Source organism: Novosphingobium mangrovisedimenti (assembly GCF_025153475.1).
Taxonomy (GTDB): domain Bacteria; phylum Pseudomonadota; class Alphaproteobacteria; order Sphingomonadales; family Sphingomonadaceae; genus Novosphingobium; species Novosphingobium mangrovi_A.
Genome location: NZ_JANZXA010000013.1, coordinates 42,636 through 57,210, shown reverse-complemented (window position 1 = coordinate 57,210; position 14,575 = coordinate 42,636). Strand labels below are relative to the sequence as shown.

Annotated in this window: 19 protein-coding genes; 9 read left to right on the top strand and 10 right to left on the bottom strand. The window is 64.9% G+C overall.

Features of this window, described 5'->3' with window-relative positions; all coding sequences use genetic code 11:
- Positions 1-13: 13 nt before the first annotated feature.
- Positions 14-1,285: a histidine kinase gene (locus NZK81_RS17155; RefSeq protein WP_260047301.1), complete on the top strand. Its 1,272-nt coding sequence runs from the start codon at positions 14-16 to the stop codon at positions 1,283-1,285.
- The gene (locus NZK81_RS17150; RefSeq protein ID WP_260047300.1) at positions 1,278-2,033 is read left to right on the top strand and encodes a LytR/AlgR family response regulator transcription factor; all 756 of its coding nucleotides are present in this window, start codon (positions 1,278-1,280) and stop codon (positions 2,031-2,033) included. Before NZK81_RS17155 ends, NZK81_RS17150 begins: the two co-directional genes overlap by 8 nt.
- Before the next feature lie 103 nt (positions 2,034-2,136).
- Here NZK81_RS17150 and NZK81_RS17145 read toward each other — a convergent pair whose 3' ends face one another.
- Positions 2,137-2,454 (bottom strand): UrcA family protein, encoded by a 318-nt coding sequence (locus NZK81_RS17145; RefSeq protein ID WP_311202109.1) that lies wholly within the window; start codon positions 2,452-2,454, stop codon positions 2,137-2,139.
- 278 nt (positions 2,455-2,732) lie between these two features.
- Between NZK81_RS17145 and NZK81_RS17140 the strand changes: the two genes are divergently transcribed.
- The gene (locus NZK81_RS17140; protein ID WP_260047298.1) at positions 2,733-3,002 is read left to right on the top strand and encodes a hypothetical protein; all 270 of its coding nucleotides are present in this window, start codon (positions 2,733-2,735) and stop codon (positions 3,000-3,002) included.
- Positions 3,003-3,103: 101 nt separating this feature from the next.
- The gene (locus NZK81_RS17135; protein WP_260047297.1) at positions 3,104-3,991 is read left to right on the top strand and encodes a metallophosphoesterase family protein; all 888 of its coding nucleotides are present in this window, start codon (positions 3,104-3,106) and stop codon (positions 3,989-3,991) included.
- 120 nt (positions 3,992-4,111) lie between these two features.
- Here the strand turns inward: NZK81_RS17135 and NZK81_RS17130 are convergent, their stop codons facing one another.
- Genes NZK81_RS17130 through NZK81_RS17120 form a run of 3 tightly spaced genes read right to left on the bottom strand, consistent with a single transcriptional unit; the run spans position 4,112 to position 5,777 of the window.
- The gene (locus NZK81_RS17130; protein WP_260047296.1) at positions 4,112-4,822 is read right to left on the bottom strand and encodes a DUF2807 domain-containing protein; all 711 of its coding nucleotides are present in this window, start codon (positions 4,820-4,822) and stop codon (positions 4,112-4,114) included.
- 24 nt (positions 4,823-4,846) lie between these two features.
- A complete protein-coding gene (locus NZK81_RS17125; protein ID WP_260047295.1) occupies positions 4,847-5,413 on the bottom strand; it encodes a DUF1700 domain-containing protein in 567 nt (188 codons plus the stop codon).
- Positions 5,403-5,777: a PadR family transcriptional regulator gene (locus NZK81_RS17120; protein ID WP_260047294.1), complete on the bottom strand. Its 375-nt coding sequence runs from the start codon at positions 5,775-5,777 to the stop codon at positions 5,403-5,405. The genes NZK81_RS17125 and NZK81_RS17120 overlap by 11 nt, the downstream gene beginning before the upstream one ends.
- A gap of 403 nt (positions 5,778-6,180) precedes the next feature.
- Between NZK81_RS17120 and NZK81_RS17115 the strand changes: the two genes are divergently transcribed.
- Positions 6,181-6,873, top strand: a complete 693-nt coding sequence (locus NZK81_RS17115) for a hypothetical protein (RefSeq protein ID WP_260047293.1) — start codon at positions 6,181-6,183, stop codon at positions 6,871-6,873.
- 81 nt (positions 6,874-6,954) lie between these two features.
- Here the strand turns inward: NZK81_RS17115 and rpsI are convergent, their stop codons facing one another.
- From rpsI to NZK81_RS17095, 4 genes are all read right to left on the bottom strand, one after another.
- Positions 6,955-7,473: a 30S ribosomal protein S9 gene (gene rpsI, locus NZK81_RS17110; protein ID WP_260047292.1), complete on the bottom strand. Its 519-nt coding sequence runs from the start codon at positions 7,471-7,473 to the stop codon at positions 6,955-6,957.
- A complete protein-coding gene (gene rplM, locus NZK81_RS17105) occupies positions 7,473-7,952 on the bottom strand; it encodes a 50S ribosomal protein L13 (RefSeq protein WP_260047291.1) in 480 nt (159 codons plus the stop codon). The genes rpsI and rplM overlap by 1 nt, the downstream gene beginning before the upstream one ends.
- A 142-nt stretch (positions 7,953-8,094) precedes the next feature.
- Positions 8,095-8,418 carry a divalent-cation tolerance protein CutA gene (gene cutA, locus NZK81_RS17100; RefSeq protein ID WP_260047290.1) on the bottom strand — a complete coding sequence of 108 codons (324 nt, stop codon included), beginning with the start codon at positions 8,416-8,418 and terminating at the stop codon, positions 8,095-8,097.
- Positions 8,415-9,509, bottom strand: a complete 1,095-nt coding sequence (locus NZK81_RS17095) for a COX15/CtaA family protein (RefSeq protein ID WP_260047289.1) — start codon at positions 9,507-9,509, stop codon at positions 8,415-8,417. Before NZK81_RS17095 ends, cutA begins: the two co-directional genes overlap by 4 nt.
- A gap of 138 nt (positions 9,510-9,647) precedes the next feature.
- Here NZK81_RS17095 and NZK81_RS17090 point away from each other — a divergent pair, with 138 nt between their 5' ends.
- The 4 genes from NZK81_RS17090 to NZK81_RS17075 all read left to right on the top strand — a co-directional run bounded on the left by NZK81_RS17090 (position 9,648) and on the right by NZK81_RS17075 (position 11,841).
- Positions 9,648-10,019 carry a MerC domain-containing protein gene (locus NZK81_RS17090; RefSeq protein WP_260047405.1) on the top strand — a complete coding sequence of 124 codons (372 nt, stop codon included), beginning with the start codon at positions 9,648-9,650 and terminating at the stop codon, positions 10,017-10,019.
- A gap of 18 nt (positions 10,020-10,037) precedes the next feature.
- Positions 10,038-10,262 carry a sulfur carrier protein ThiS gene (gene thiS, locus NZK81_RS21745; protein WP_260047288.1) on the top strand — a complete coding sequence of 75 codons (225 nt, stop codon included), beginning with the start codon at positions 10,038-10,040 and terminating at the stop codon, positions 10,260-10,262.
- A 53-nt stretch (positions 10,263-10,315) separates the two neighbouring features.
- Positions 10,316-11,110 (top strand): bifunctional sulfur carrier protein/thiazole synthase protein, encoded by a 795-nt coding sequence (locus tag NZK81_RS17080; protein ID WP_260047287.1) that lies wholly within the window; start codon positions 10,316-10,318, stop codon positions 11,108-11,110.
- A 203-nt stretch (positions 11,111-11,313) separates the two neighbouring features.
- The gene (locus NZK81_RS17075; protein WP_260047404.1) at positions 11,314-11,841 is read left to right on the top strand and encodes a hypothetical protein; all 528 of its coding nucleotides are present in this window, start codon (positions 11,314-11,316) and stop codon (positions 11,839-11,841) included.
- Between the two features lie 170 nt (positions 11,842-12,011).
- Here NZK81_RS17075 and NZK81_RS17070 read toward each other — a convergent pair whose 3' ends face one another.
- Positions 12,012-12,983, bottom strand: a complete 972-nt coding sequence (locus NZK81_RS17070) for a quinone oxidoreductase family protein (protein ID WP_260047286.1) — start codon at positions 12,981-12,983, stop codon at positions 12,012-12,014.
- An 11-nt stretch (positions 12,984-12,994) separates the two neighbouring features.
- The gene (locus tag NZK81_RS17065) at positions 12,995-14,575 is read right to left on the bottom strand and encodes an FMN-binding glutamate synthase family protein (RefSeq protein WP_419181707.1); all 1,581 of its coding nucleotides are present in this window, start codon (positions 14,573-14,575) and stop codon (positions 12,995-12,997) included.

Sequence of the window (14,575 nt, the reverse complement as noted above, 5' to 3'; positions counted from 1 at the left end):
ATCCGGGGCGGTCATGACGGATGTAGTCAACAATCCGCGCGTCCCGGCGCGTCTTGTCCTGTTGTCGCTTGCGGCGCTGTGGGCCTGCTATTTCATGGTCGCAACGCTGCGCGGGGCCTTCATGGGCTTCGATTTCGCGTGGCCGATCATCTCGCGCCGACTGACGATCTGCATCCTGTCGATGCTGGTCATGGCAGCGGTGTGGCCTTTGCTGCAGATGCTCGACCGCAAGTCGGGCCCGGTGCGCCTGGCCGTGGTTCTGGTCGGCGCCCTGCCGCTTTCGCTGCTGCTGAGCGTCATCAACGATGTGATCTTCGCCGACATCGCGGTGACGCAGGCCTATGGTGACGAAGGCGATGCCGAGGCGATCAGGACCGGCAAGGTGCGCATTTCGCGGGACGAGGCCGGCAATATTCTCGTCGACCTGCCGAACGTGCCCCGACCGCCGGACCCCGATGCGACCGACGTGCCGCCGGGCACGCCGGAGCAGGACGGCGGCGGCTCGGCGATCACGATTCATACCGGTTCGATGTTCGGCCAGAGCTATGCCCGCTGGGCGACCATCGCCGACAATGCCTTTGGCCGCTACTTCCTCGTGCTTGCATGGGCCGCGCTCTATTTCGCGCTCGCCAAGGCGGAAGAGGCCCGCGCGGCCGAGCGGCGCGAGGGCGAATACCGACGCGCAGCGGAAGCCGCGGAACTGCGCAGCCTGCGCTATCAGGTCAATCCTCACTTCCTGTTCAACACGCTCAACTCGCTTTCCGCGCTGGTCATGACCGGTCGCCAGGAAGATGCCGAGGAGATGATCCAGACGCTGTCGACGTTCTATCGGCGGACCCTTTCCGGAGATCCGACAAACGACCTTCGGCTGGTGGACGAAATCGAACTGCAGAAGCTCTATTTCGCGATCGAGGCGGTGCGGTTTCCCAATCGACTGGTGACGCGAATCGATATTGACCCTGCCGCTATCGATGCGATGGTGCCGGGCATGATCCTGCAGCCTCTCGTAGAGAATTCGGTGAAGTACGCGGTGGCCGCGACGCAGCGGCCCGTGACCGTGGGCATTCGTGCGCGGCGCGAAGGCGGGCAGCTTGTGATTACGGTCAGCGATGACGGGCCGGGCGGGGAGCGCGGCAAGGCCGAAGGCTGCGGCATCGGCCTCGCCAATGTCCGGGATCGCCTGCGGGCCCGCTATGGCGAGGCTGGTACCCTGACCTTCGGCCCGCGGCCGGAAGGTGGTTTCCAAACGGAGCTTCGTATGCCGCTGGAGCGTGGCCATGGCTGAAACGCAGGCCGGATCGCCGCAGGGCGGTGTTGCCCTTCGTGCGCTCATCGTCGATGACGAGCCGCTCGCGGTCGAACGCATGCAGGTCATTTGCGCCCGGATCGATGGTGTGTCCGTGATCGGTACGGCCAGCGACGGCCAGGCGGCCTTGCGGCTGGTCGATGCGCTTGCGCCCGACCTGATCCTGCTCGACATGACGATGCCTGAGACCGATGGCCTTGCCGTCGCACGCCAGCTTTCGGGCAAGGATAATCCGCCGGCGGTGATCTTCGTGACCGCGCATGACGAATTCGCCGTAGAGGCGTTCGATCTCGATGCGGTGGACTATGTTCTCAAGCCTGTCGCGCCGGACCGCCTCGAACGGGCCGTCAGCCGGGTCGTTTCACGCCGCGGCCAGCGGACCGAACAGACCAGCCAGTGGCTCGAGGAGTTCTGGGTGCCGCATCGCTCCGAACTCGTGCGCGTGCCTGCCAACGACGTCCGGCGCATCGACGCCGAGCGCGATTATGTCCGGCTCCATGTGAACGGACAGAGCTTCCTGTTGCTCCAGACGATCACCAGTCTGGAAGAACGGCTCGATCCCGAGCAGTTCATCCGCATTCACCGCAGCTGCATAGTGCGCCGCGATCACGTGTCCGGTCTGCGGCATGAAGGGCTGGGCGTATGGTCGGTGGAGACGGCCGACGGCGATGCCTTGCGGATCGGCCGCACGTATTTGCCGGCGGTAAAAAAAATGGCGGGCCGCTAGGGCCCACCAGGTTTTTCCGGGTCTTATTATTATGGGACCTCGGGTAATCCGAGGACGGAACCGGCCTTGAAGGGGGGCGCCGGTCCGTCGTTTTCGCGGGGTCTCAGCCGCCCAGGCGGGCGTCGTCGGAGGCGCGGGCAATGGCGGTCGCCATGATGTCCTGCGCCTTGGCATGTGCCTGCTTGTAGCAGGCCCGGGCAGTTGCGGTCGGCAGGCGCGAACCGGTGGTGCGCTGGTCGTAGCCGCAGGCTTCGCGCGCGGCGGTGTCGAGGCGCAGCTCGAGCGTGCGCTGGCCTTCGGGGGTGGTCAGGTCGAGGTCGTTGATCTCGACGCGCACTTTCGTCGTGGTTTCGGCGAGCACGGGGGTGGCGGTCAGGGCAAGGCCGGCCAGGGCGGCGGCAAGGGTGGCTTTCTTGAACATCGTGATTTCCTCCTCTGGCGGGCCGGTCCAAGGGGGGGGCTGACCGGCCCGATGAGTGTGTTGTGCGCCCGATCCCGCCGCCATTCACGCGAGGTTCGATTGCGGGCTTCGAGGTTCGACAAAGCGCGAGAAGGACGGACGAACGACATCTGTAGTCGACGAGCGGCGTGACATGATGTTGCGCGCGTGCCGCCGCTGGGAAACCGATTCGGGCGTGGGTGCCGGGAAATGGCGCCAGGTGCTGGTCAGGCGGACGGCCGCACGGTACAAGGACGGCAATGTCGGCTCTCGTCATCGTTTTCTGCCTGGGCGTGTTCAATTTCGCCGCCCACAAGGCCGTGCTCGAAAGCCATCACCCCATGCTCGCCCAGGTCCCATGGCTGTTCCAGCCGCTCGGCGGCCGGCTGAGCCTGATTGTCGAGTTCGCGATGCTGCTCGGCGCGATGATCATGGCGGCGGCGGGGTCCGTCGGCTGGGCCTGGGTCTATGCCTTCTACAGCGTGCTCAACGGACTTTCGGCCTGGCTGATCGCCAGCGGCAGGGTGTGATGCGATGTGGTCGCGACGGACAGGCAGAGGGGTGGTCGACTGGCGAGGCCAGGACGGCTATGGCGGCGCGGTGACGAACACGGCGCACATGGCGACAGGCGATGCACGGTAAGGTTTCTTCAGGGCGCCGCAGCCCGATCAGGCTTTTTCACCTGAGCGACATCCATTTCGGGCTTGAAGACCGGCGCGCGCTCGATTGGGCGGAGGCCTGTATCGCGCGCGAGCGTCCCGATGCGGTTGCCATTACAGGCGACCTGACAATGCGGGCGCGGCACGGCGAGTTTCGGGCTGCCTGCGAATGGATCACTGGGCTCGACGTGCCGGTAACGGTTGAAATCGGCAATCACGACATGCCCTACTTCAACCTGTTCGAGCGGTTCTTCGCGCCGTTCCGGCGGTTCAGGGCTATCAAGCGGATGGTCGATGCTGAGATCGATCTGGAACGCCTTGCGATCGTCCCGCTCCAGACGGCGACGCGCGCGCAATGGCAGCGTTTCCCATGGTCCAACGGTTGGGTGACCGACAGGGCGCTGGCCGATTGCCTGGCGGCGATCGATGCCCATCCGAAGGATACGCGCATCCTTGTCGCCGCGCACCACCCGCTTACCGAACGCCGCGAGCGCGATGGCAAATTGCTGACGATCAATGGAACGAAGGCGATGGAAGCGCTTGCGGGCCGCCAGGTCATGGCCGTGCTTTCGGGCCACATCCATGATCCGTTCGATCTGACCGCCGATACGGCGGCCGGTCCGCTCAGGATGATAGGGGCGGGCACGCTGTCGCGCCGTATTCGGTCGACCCCGCCGAGTTTCAACGAGATCGTCATCGACGGCGACGTTCTTCGCGTCGAGGCCCGCAATCTGGACCAGGTACCGACGCCGGAGATGCAGATCCCGGACGTGCCCGAAAACGCCATGCCGCCGCGTGGGACGGGCGAACCCGTCTCTCCCGTGGGCGCCGTGCCTCCGGTCGATCCGCCGGTGCATTGAGCCGCAAGGCGCGGAAATGAAAAGGCCGCGCCGTCCAGGGGTGACGGCGCGGCCTTCCTTTCGGGACCGCCGGGGCAGGGGGGTACTGAACGCCGGCGGCTCTCCTCCCTGAACCTGTTTTCAGTAGTCGTGGTCGACCGAGCCGACACCGTTGATGCGGCTGCGCAGCGTTTCCGGCTTGCGCACCAGCGTCACATGGCCCGCACCGTTGATTTCGATATCGACAAGGCCCGTGGCACCGATGGTGACATCGCCCACGCCATCCATGCGCACAGTGGCGTCTTCGACAGCCAGCCGTTCGAGGTCGATGTCGCCGGCACCTTCGCTGGTGATGAAGACCTTGCGGACCTTGCCGTCGGCATCGAGGCTCACCGCGCCTTCCGATTTCAGCGTGAACTGGTCCTGCTGGAGACCCGTGAGCGTCACGTCGCCAGGTGCATCCAGATCCAGGCCGGTGATTTCGGGGGCCGTGATCCTGACCTTGAGGCCGTGATGCATATTGACACGGCCGGGGACCGACAGGCGGCCGTCCTTCCAGACCAGCCGGTCGACGATCTTGGTGGGACCCGTCACGACCATCTCGGCCTTGTCGCCCCGGGTGAAGCTTAGCTCTACCGGGACTTCCATGGCCAGCCGGGTGCCGGATGCGACCGCAAAGGTGCGGGTCTTGCGCGGCCCCTGATCTTCGTCGTCGCCGATGGTCCATGACCAGCCATGGCCTTCGGTGAATTCCTTCTTGAGCGTATCTCCGCCGACGAGCCATGCCGCGCTGAATGCGACGATCGACAGGATCACGCCGCTGGCGAATACGATGAGCAGTTTCCTGAACATCTCGGTTTCCTTTCTTTCGTCCCGTCAGTCTTCGGAATGGATGGCAGGTTCGATCACGCGGTAGTGCAGGCGGCCGAACCACATGAGGGCGTTGATGATCCAGATGCTGACCAGCGTCAGCAGCGCGCCGGCCGCGACCGAAGCGCTCATCGTGCCCAGTCCGGCCAGGACCGCGACCAGCCAGCCGCCGGGAAAGCCGCTGAACGGCCCGGCGATCAGGATGAAGCCGCCGGCAACGAAGCAGGCGACGACGGCCACGAAGAGGCCGAACACCACGCCGATGATCGGCAGGACTATCGGCAAGAGGATCAGGATATCGATCGTGGCCAGCCCCATGAACGCCAGGATGGCGGCCCAGGCAGAGGATGGCGAACGGTCGCTTTCCCAGTTGCGGAAGCCGGCCTCGAAGCGCAGTTCGCGGGCGAGGCGGGCAGGGTTGCCCAGGGCGGCAGCGACTTCTTCCTCGCTGCGGCCTTCGGCCATGCCGGCTTCGAAGTGCTCTTCGTAGTCGGCGACGATCTCGTCGATATCGGCCTGGGGCATGCCCTTGAGGCCGCCTTTCAGGCGCCTGATGAATTCGTTACGCGTCATGGCTGGGTTCCCCTTCCTGATCTGCGCTGTCGGCGGAGGCGGCGAGGGTGCCGTCGAGCAGGCCGTCGACGGCGGCGGTGAAGCCGCGCCATTCCTCGACCTGGGCGGCCAGCCGCGCGCGGCCGGTTTGGGTGATGCGGTAGTACTTGCGGGGCGGGCCCGAGGGCGATTCCTCGAGATATGTCGTGACCAGGCCTTCGGACTGCATGCGGCGCATGAGCGGGTAGATCGTGCCTTCGCCCATATCGACCGCGTCAGCCATGCGGCTGGCAATCTCGTAGGCGTAGCTGTCACCGCGTGACAGCAGGGCTAGCACGCACAGGCCAAGCACCCCTTTCTTCAACTGGATTTCGATTTCGGACATCGAATCAACTCCTGTGGATGTCCCCTGTGTATAGACAGCTATTATGTTATGCAAGGTATCATGCAAAGTGATGTACAATGTCTTTGGAAGGTACTGATCAAAGTGTGATATCTGATCTTGCAGATTTGTTCTAAGATCCGAAAATATATGGTTTTAATGGATCTTAGACTGCCACGACCTGCCCGACGCAATCGTTGTTCCGTTAAGTGAATGTGGCGATGCCGCTGCTCGGGTGCGGTGCGGACACCGGAGGAAATGCTCTTGAACTTCGCCCGATTCGACCACCTCACCTTTGCGAGACGGTGGGGAGCGGACTCCTGCCAAGGTGAGGGGACAGGCAGCTGGCGGCGTCTGTTCAATATCCCCGGGTGGAAGATCCGGCGTTGTTGCGGAGGGCGGAACAATGCGTCGATGCCTGATTATGGGTGGCCTTGTCCTGCAGGCGGCACCGCTTGCAGCGCATGGCGAGAGCATAAAGGCGCTTGGCGCCAATGCCGTGCAGTTCATGCCTGCGACGCTGGAGTGGTCGGCGACGGACCGGACGACGGTCGAGCGAGCGAAGTCGAAAGATCTGGCGACGGACAACGGTGATGCCGGTTGGGGTCTGGAGGCGCTGTCGCTGCGATCACGACGCGAAAGTACCGAGCCGATCGGTGCGACGCGCATGAAAATGCATGTGCGTGAGGTGAAGATCGAAGGCTGGCACAGTCTGGGGCCGGATACTGTCTTCACCCTGCGTGCCTTTGCCGGGACCACGAGCCGGCGCGATCGCGAATCTCCCGTATCCTGGCGAAAGACCCACGCAGGCAATGTGGGCATCGAAGCCGTGCTGGAACATGCCAGTGGATGGCAGATCAGGGGCGGTTGGTTTGCTCAGGGCGGATGGGGCGGTCGTTCGCTCGAACAGGATGTCGTGCGGATGGCCAACGGCGAGCCGGCGGCGGCGAGAGGGGCACGTGTGGCCCTGCAGATGCCCCCTGAAGAAGGCTGGCCGATGATGAGCATCGAGGCAATGTCCGGGGCGAAGGCCTTAGCTTCGGGGGCACCGCTGGTGCATCGGGCGGAAATCGCCCTGCGCCTGGCCACGTCGTTCTGACATCGCCGTATTTCCCGCAGACAACGAAAAAGGGCCGCGGTTTCCCGCGACCCCTTTCGTAAGCCGTAGCTCGCGAAACGCTTAGCGCTTCGAGAACTGGAAGCTGCGGCGTGCCTTGGCGCGGCCGTACTTCTTGCGCTCGACCACGCGGCTGTCGCGGGTGAGGAAGCCGGCGGCCTTGACAGTGGCGCGCAGGGTGGGCTCGTACTTGGCAAGGGCCTGCGAGATGCCGTGCTTGACGGCGCCTGCCTGGCCCGAGAGGCCGCCGCCCTTGACGGTGGCGACAACGTCGTACTGGCCATCACGATCGGCGATCTGGAACGGCTGGGCGATCACGAGGCGCAGCGTCGGACGTGCGAAGTACACTTCCTGGTCGCGGCCGTTGACGGTGATCTTGCCGGTGCCGGGCTTGAGCCACACGCGGGCCACGGCGTCCTTGCGGCGACCAGTGGCGTAGGCGCGACCCTGAGCGTCGAGCTCCTGCTCGCGCAGCGGGGCGTTCGAGACGACGGGGGTGAAGGTTTCAGCCGTGTCGGCTGCGACTTCGGTGCCGAGGTCCTTGAGGTCGGACAGGCTCTGGACGGTATCGGTATCGGACATTACGCGCCCACCTTGTTCTTGCGGTTCATGGAAGCGACGTCGAGCGCTTCGGGCTGGGTGCCACCGTGCGGGTGCTCGGTGCCGGCGTAGACGTGCAGGGCGCGCATCTGCGCGCGGCCGAGCGGACCACGGGGGATCATGCGCTCAACGGCCTTTTCGAGGACACGCTCGGGGAAGCGGCCGGCGAGAACCTTGTCCGCGGTCACTTCCTTGATGCCGCCGGCATAGCCGGTGTGCTTGTAGTAGGTCTGCTGCTTCAGCTTGTTGCCGGTGAACTTGACCTTTTCGGCGTTGATGACGACGACGTGGTCGCCGCAATCGACGTGCGGGGTGAAGCTCGGCTTGTGCTTGCCGCGCAGCAGGTCGGCGACGATGACCGCGAGACGGCCAACCACCAGACCTTCGGCATCGATCAGATGCCACTTCTTTTCCACCTCGGCCGGCTTGATCGACCGGGTGACCTTCGTGAGCGCCTTCATGGCTGGTCTATCCTTGTTTCGTGCGCGCTTCGAAGGAATCGCGATATGCGAATCTCCCGATGCGCGGGAAGGCGGCCAAATCGTCGAAATGCGGCGTCAAGTCAAGCAGGCTGCGGGGTTTCGTAGAGGTAAAATAATACCACTACGGATTGGAGACGATATTCGCGAGCCATGCGAGGGTCCCGGGAGCCCCCGTATCGCAACGCCAGCCGAGCACTGCCGGTTCCTCGTAGGGGTGCAGTTCGGCGAGGCGAAGGACGGCGCGATCGAGCAGGTCGGCGTTTGTCTTCAGCAAGGCGCCGGTCTCGCGGGTCGTGTCCCTGGTGCCGTTCCATATGAAAACGGAGGTCATGCCGGGCAGGACATTGCCGCAGGCGATCAGTCTTTCATCGAGAAGGGCGTGGATCGCCGCGATCGCGGTGTCTTCGTCGGGGAAGGGGCACCAGACCAGAGCGGCCGTGGTCACGGCGCGCTCAGGATGTTCACCGGGTCGCGGCGCGCCAGGGCGTGTGCGCCCCACACGGTCGCGGCGACAAGGAGCGCGCCGCAGAGCTGGTGCGCGACCGCGAGCCACAGGGTTACGCCCGACCAGATGGTGCAGATGCCGAGGATGACCTGGGTGCCGAACGCGCTGTGAATGGCGACGGAGGCGAGCCTTTGGCGCTTGGCGCGCAGCCTGCGCCCCATCGCGATCAGCACCGCGACCACGACCCAGGCCCACCAGCGGTGAACGAAATGGGTGAGGTACGGATCGTTGGACAAGGCATGGAAGGCGCCGCCCGACCAGTCGATGCCCTCCGGAAAGAACCGGCCCTGCATCAGCGGCCATGCGTCCATGCTGAACCAGCCCGCGCCGGCAACATAGCCTGCGCGCAGGCCGGCCACCGTGGCACCCATGTAGAGCTGGAATACCAGCACCGCGACCGCCATGATGCCGAAGCCGGTTATGCGCGCGGCAGGCTCCCCGCGCCGCAGCCCCTTGAGATCGAGCGCGGTCCAGACAAGGCCGCCCAGTGTCGTGAGCGCCACCAGGAGATGCGCGGCGAGGCGGTAGTGGCTGACCCGGTCGGCGGCTTCGGGCGTAAGGCCCGAAGATACCATCCACCAGCCGATCGCGCCTTGCAGGCCGCCGAGCGCGAGCAGCGCCAGGAACCGCCCCTTGTACCCGAGGGGAATCGTGCGCTTGTACCAGAACCAGGCGAGCGGCAGCGCGAAAGCGATACCGATCAGGCGCGCGAGCAGGCGGTGGGTCCATTCCCAGAAATAGATAAACTTGTACTGGGCGAGCGTCATGCCGGCCGGCCCGTTGACGTCGAGGTACTGCGGGATCTTCTTGTAACCGGCGAACTCTGCCTGCCACTGCGCCTCGGAGAGCGGCGGAATCGCGCCGGTGATCGGCTTCCATTGGGTGATGGACAATCCGGACTCGGTGAGCCGCGTGATGCCGCCCACGGCGACGATCAGAACCACGAGCGCGGCGACGAACAGCAGCCAGCGCACCATGGGGGCAATGTCATCGGATGTACCGATGAGGGGGCGACCGTCGGGGACTCTCATGATTGTGCGTCTCTCATGGCCCTGTTCCCTGCGATTTCACAGCGGTTTGCGCAAGGGGGGCAGCCTGCGGCATGGTACAAATGTCGAAAGACGGGACAGGCCTTGAATGATGTTACAACATCACATATCTGCACCGGCATGCGTAGTGCCTTTTTCGCGATTCGAAACCGACTGGACCGTGCCGGAATTCTCTTGAGTGGCTTGTGCGCGGTGCATTGCGTGCTGGGCGTGGTCCTTGTCGGAGCCCTAGGGCTTGGCGGCGAAGTGTTGCTTTCGCCTGCGATTCACCGGGTCGGGCTGGCATTGGCGCTTGTCGTGGGTCTCGTCTCGCTGGGTTTCGGCGTCCTGCGCCATGGGCGGGTCATGCCGTTGCTGCTCGGCGGGCTGGGCCTGTCGCTGATGGCGGCCGCGATCATGGTGGGCCATGGCCTTCCCGAGGCCGTGCTGACGGTCATCGGCGTGTCGCTGGTCGCCTATGCGCACATTCGGAACTTGCACACCGCCTGCTGAGCGCTATCTGCGCATAGCATGGCTCTTGAAACCTCTGGCGAACTTCTGCTGACCGTAAATGGCGAACCGCGCCGGATCGGCGTAGGTGCGTCGATCGCCGATCTCGTTGCCAGCCTCGGACTCGATCCAAAAAAGGTTGCCGTCGAGCACAATGCCGAGATAGCGCCGCGCTCGATGCTGGCCGATGTGCGACTGGCCGATGGCGACGTGCTGGAGATCGTGCACTTCGTGGGCGGCGGGTAAGCCTGCCGGCCGCGCTTTTCTGAACTTTCCGCGATCCCGAAAGGATGCGAACCTTGACCGATACCGTTGCCGAGAAGACCGCCGATACCTGGACCGTTGCCGGGCGCACCTTCACGTCGCGCCTGATCGTGGGCACTGGCAAGTACAAGGACTTCGCGCAGAATGCGGCCGCCGTCGAGGCTTCGGGCGCGGAGATCGTCACCGTGGCGGTGCGCCGGGTCAACATTTCGGACCCCAAGGCACCGATGCTGACGGACTTCATCGATCCGAAGAAGATCACCTACCTGCCTAACACCGCCGGTTGCTTCACGGCCGAGGAAGCGATCCGCACGTTGCGGCTGGCGCGCGAGGCGGGAGGCTGGGATCTCGTGAAGCTGGAAGTGCTGGGCGAGGCGCGCACGCTCTATCCAGACATGCGCGAGACGCTGAAGGCCTGCGAAGTGCTGGCCGGAGAAGGCTTTGCGCCGATGGTCTATTGCGTGGACGATCCGATCGCGGCCAAGCAGCTAGAGGAAGCCGGCGCGGTGGCGATCATGCCGTTGGGCGCGCCGATCGGTTCCGGTCTGGGCATCCAGAACAAGGTGACGGTGCGCCTGATCGTGGAGGGCGCCAATGTTCCCGTGCTCGTCGATGCGGGCGTGGGCACCGCGTCGGACGCGGCCGTGGCGATGGAGCTGGGCTGCGATGGCGTGCTGATGAACACCGCGATTGCCGAGGCCAAGGACCCGCTCCGCATGGCCCGTGCCATGAAGCTCGCGGTAGAGGCCGGGCGCGACGCCTATCTCGCCGGGCGCATGGGCACGCGCCGCTATGCCGATCCTTCCAGCCCGCTTGCCGGCCTGATCTGATCGCGGCGCAATGTCGTGCGTCCGGAAGGAAAAGGCCTGCTTTACAACAATTAGCTGACCAGCTTGCGCGCGTCCTTGGGCGACGTGGCGGACAAACCATTGCATAGTTAATGAGTTCGTAACCGGTCGAATGGTTAACTGCGAAGCGTGAAGGGGGGCATCCCTTGCGAATCACAGGGATCACGGAGACGGGGATCACGATCATGGCCTATGTGGGCACGGCAACTCTGACGATCAGCGAACTGCGCGAATTCGCCAGCTTCACGTCCTGCGAGCAGCGTTACATCCGTCGCAGCCTCGATGTCGGCCTTGGCCGCCAGGACGCATTCAAGCTCTGGGCACGCGACGAGGTCGAAGTTGCCTCGATCCGCAAACAGTACGTCGCCTATCAGGATCTCAAGGCGCTTCGCACCATGCGTCCGGACGACATCGGTTTCGACGATGTCGAGGCTTTCATGGGCAAGATGGTGCGTATGGCTGCGTTCGACCTTGCGCAGGAGAAGCTGGGCAGCTTCTCGGCTTTCCGTTTTCTCTATGAACGCCTGTTGGGCGCCTGGGTCCGCCCCTGGCTGCCGGGCGCCTTCTGCGGGGCCGCGGCCTTGCCGCAGATCCGCCCCGACCGGCGCAAGACGCTGCTCCATTCGATCAGCGAAGCCGCCGCGACCGCGCCGGGCTGGTCGGACCGTGAGCCGAGCTTCTATCCCGAGTTCATCGAGAAGGAAGCCGCCTGAGAACTTCACGAAGTTCGTCCATACAGCGCATGGCGAAGTCGTGATAAAATCGCAATTATTCAGTATGATATGTGAAACGCGCCGGTGAAGATCCGGCGCGTTTCGCGTTTGGGCCGACAATGCGAAGGAGCCTGTCGATCATGACAGGCCCGCGCCGTGTAGGAAAGCGATCAGGGGATCAGCACGGTCGAGCCGGTGGTGGCCCGGCTTTCCAGCGCGCGATGTGCCTGTGCAGCCTCTTCCAGCCTGAAGGTCTGCCCGATGTGGGGATCGAGCACGCCGCTGGCGATGCGGTCGAACAGCTTGCTCGCGTTTGTGGCCAGCATTTCGGGCGTGGCGATGTAGTCGGCGAGGGTAGGGCGGGTGGCGTAGAGCGAGCCGCCGCGCATCAGGTCGAGCAACGAGATCGGCGGCACCGCGCCCGAGGCATTGCCGAAGCTCACCATCATCCCGCGCCGGCGCAGCGAGGCGAGCGAGGCCGACCACGAGGCCGCGCCCACGCCGTCGTAGGCGACATGGCACATTGCGCCGCCGGTTATCTCCGCAACGGCACCGGGCAGCTCATCGAAGGCGCAGGACAGCGAATGCGGGCAAGGCACCTGAGCGGCCTTTTCGGGCGAACCGCTATGGGCGATCACCGTCACGCCTTTGTCGACCAGCCAGGGCACCAGCAGCGAGCCCACGCCGCCCGCGGCAGCGTGGACCAGCGCGATGTGTCCCGCCTCGGCGGCAAAAGTATCCTCGGCCAGATAACAGGCGGTCAGCCCCTTGAGCATGATCGCAGCCGCGGTTTCGGAAGCGATGCCGTCAGGAATGCGGATGGCCTGCGCCGCCGGGATCAGGCGGTGCGTGGAATAGGCGCCGCCGTTCTGCGTCGTGCCGACCCGCTCCCCTACCGAAAACCCGCTCACGCCATCGCCCAGTGCCATGATCCGCCCGACGCTTTCGGCACCGAGCTGGATCGGCAACGCATCGGGATAGAGCCCCTTGCGATAGTACGTGTCGATGAAATTGAGGCCGACGGCTTCGGTCTCGATCAGGATCTCGCCGGGGCCGGGCGAAGGCACGTCCCACGCTTCGCGCTCGATCACTTCGGGGCCGCCGTGGGCCCTGACGATCATCCGGTATCCCCTGGTCGTCATAGTCGGCTCTTTCAGTTTACGCGGCGGAAGGTATCGGCCCGGGCGACCTCCCAGGCACGGGCATATCGCGTCGAGGCGGGATCCGCGAGCAGCTGTCCAGGCCGGAGGAAGTTGTAGACTTCGTCGAGCGGGCCGGCCTTGGCGCTGTCGATGCGCTGGTACATGTCGTGCTGGGTGAGATCCCAGGGGCTGTCGTAGCCCATGGCGACGACGATCTCGCGCAGCGACTTGAGCGTTTCCTTCTGGAACCGGGCGACGCGTTCGGCCTTGTCGTCCACCACCAGGCCTATCTGGCGCCAGGGTACCTGTGTTGCCACGCCGCTCGGGCATTCGCCGGTGTGGCACTTCATCGACTGGACGCAGCCCAGCGAGAACATGAAGGCGCGCGCGGCATTGCACCAGTCGGCGCCCAGCGCGAAGGCGCGAGCCATGCCCGCGCCCGAGTGGATCTTGCCCGAAGCGCCGATCCGGACGCGGTCCTTCAGGTTCGCGCCGACAAGTGCGTTGCGCATCAGGATCAGGCCTTCGCGCAGGGGCATGCCGACATTGTCGGTCAGTTCCTGCGGCGCTGCGCCGGTGCCGCCTTCGGCACCGTCGACGACGATGAAATCCGGCGTGATTCCGGTTTCGAGCATGGCCTTGACGATGGCCATGACTTCATGCGGCTGGCCGACGCAGAGCTTGAAGCCGGCGGGCTTGCCGCCCGAAAGCTCGCGCAGCTGCACGATCCATTCGAGCAGTTCGATCGGGGTGGAGAAGGTCGAGTGGGCAGGGGGCGAGACGCAACCCTCGCCGACCTCGATCTTGCGCGCCTCTGCGATCTCGGGCGTGACCTTCGCGCCGGGCAGCATGCCGCCGTGGCCGGGCTTGGCCCCCTGGCTCAGCTTGATCTCGACCATCTTGACCTGATCGTCCTGCGCCTGTTCGGCGAAAAGGTCAGCGTCGAAGCCGCCGTCCTTGCGGCGGCAGCCGAAATAGCCGCTACCCAGTTCCCAGATCAGGTCGCCGCCGTGCTTGCGGTGATAGCGGCTGATCGAGCCTTCGCCGGTGTCGTGCGCGAAGCCGCCGAGCGCTGCGCCCTTGTTCAGCGCCTCGATCGCGTTCGCCGAAAGCGATCCGAAGCTCATCGCCGAAATGTTGAGCAGGGCGCTGTCATAGGGCCTTGTGCATTGATCGCCGCCGACGCGGACATGCCAGGTCTCCGGCGCTTCGTCGTTCGGCGTGATCGAATGGCCGAGCCATTCGTATTCCTCCGAATAGACGTCCAGCTCGGTGCCCATGGGATGAGTCGAGATTTCGCCCTTGGAACGGGCATAGACGAGCGCGCGCTCGTCTATCGTGAAGGGGCGCCCTTCGCGGTCGCTTTCGACGATATAGGCGCGCAGGTAGGGGCGCAGGTCCTCGAACAGCCAGCGCACGCGCGCGATCAGCGGGTAATTGCGGCGCAGGGCGTGGCGGCCCTGCACGAAATCCCACAGCGTCAGCAGCAGGATCGGAACGAGCAGGACCAGCGCCCAGCGCAGGGGCACGATGAACCAGCAGGCGGCCGTGATCGCAACGACCGCCAGTGGCATGGCATAGCGCGGTGCCAT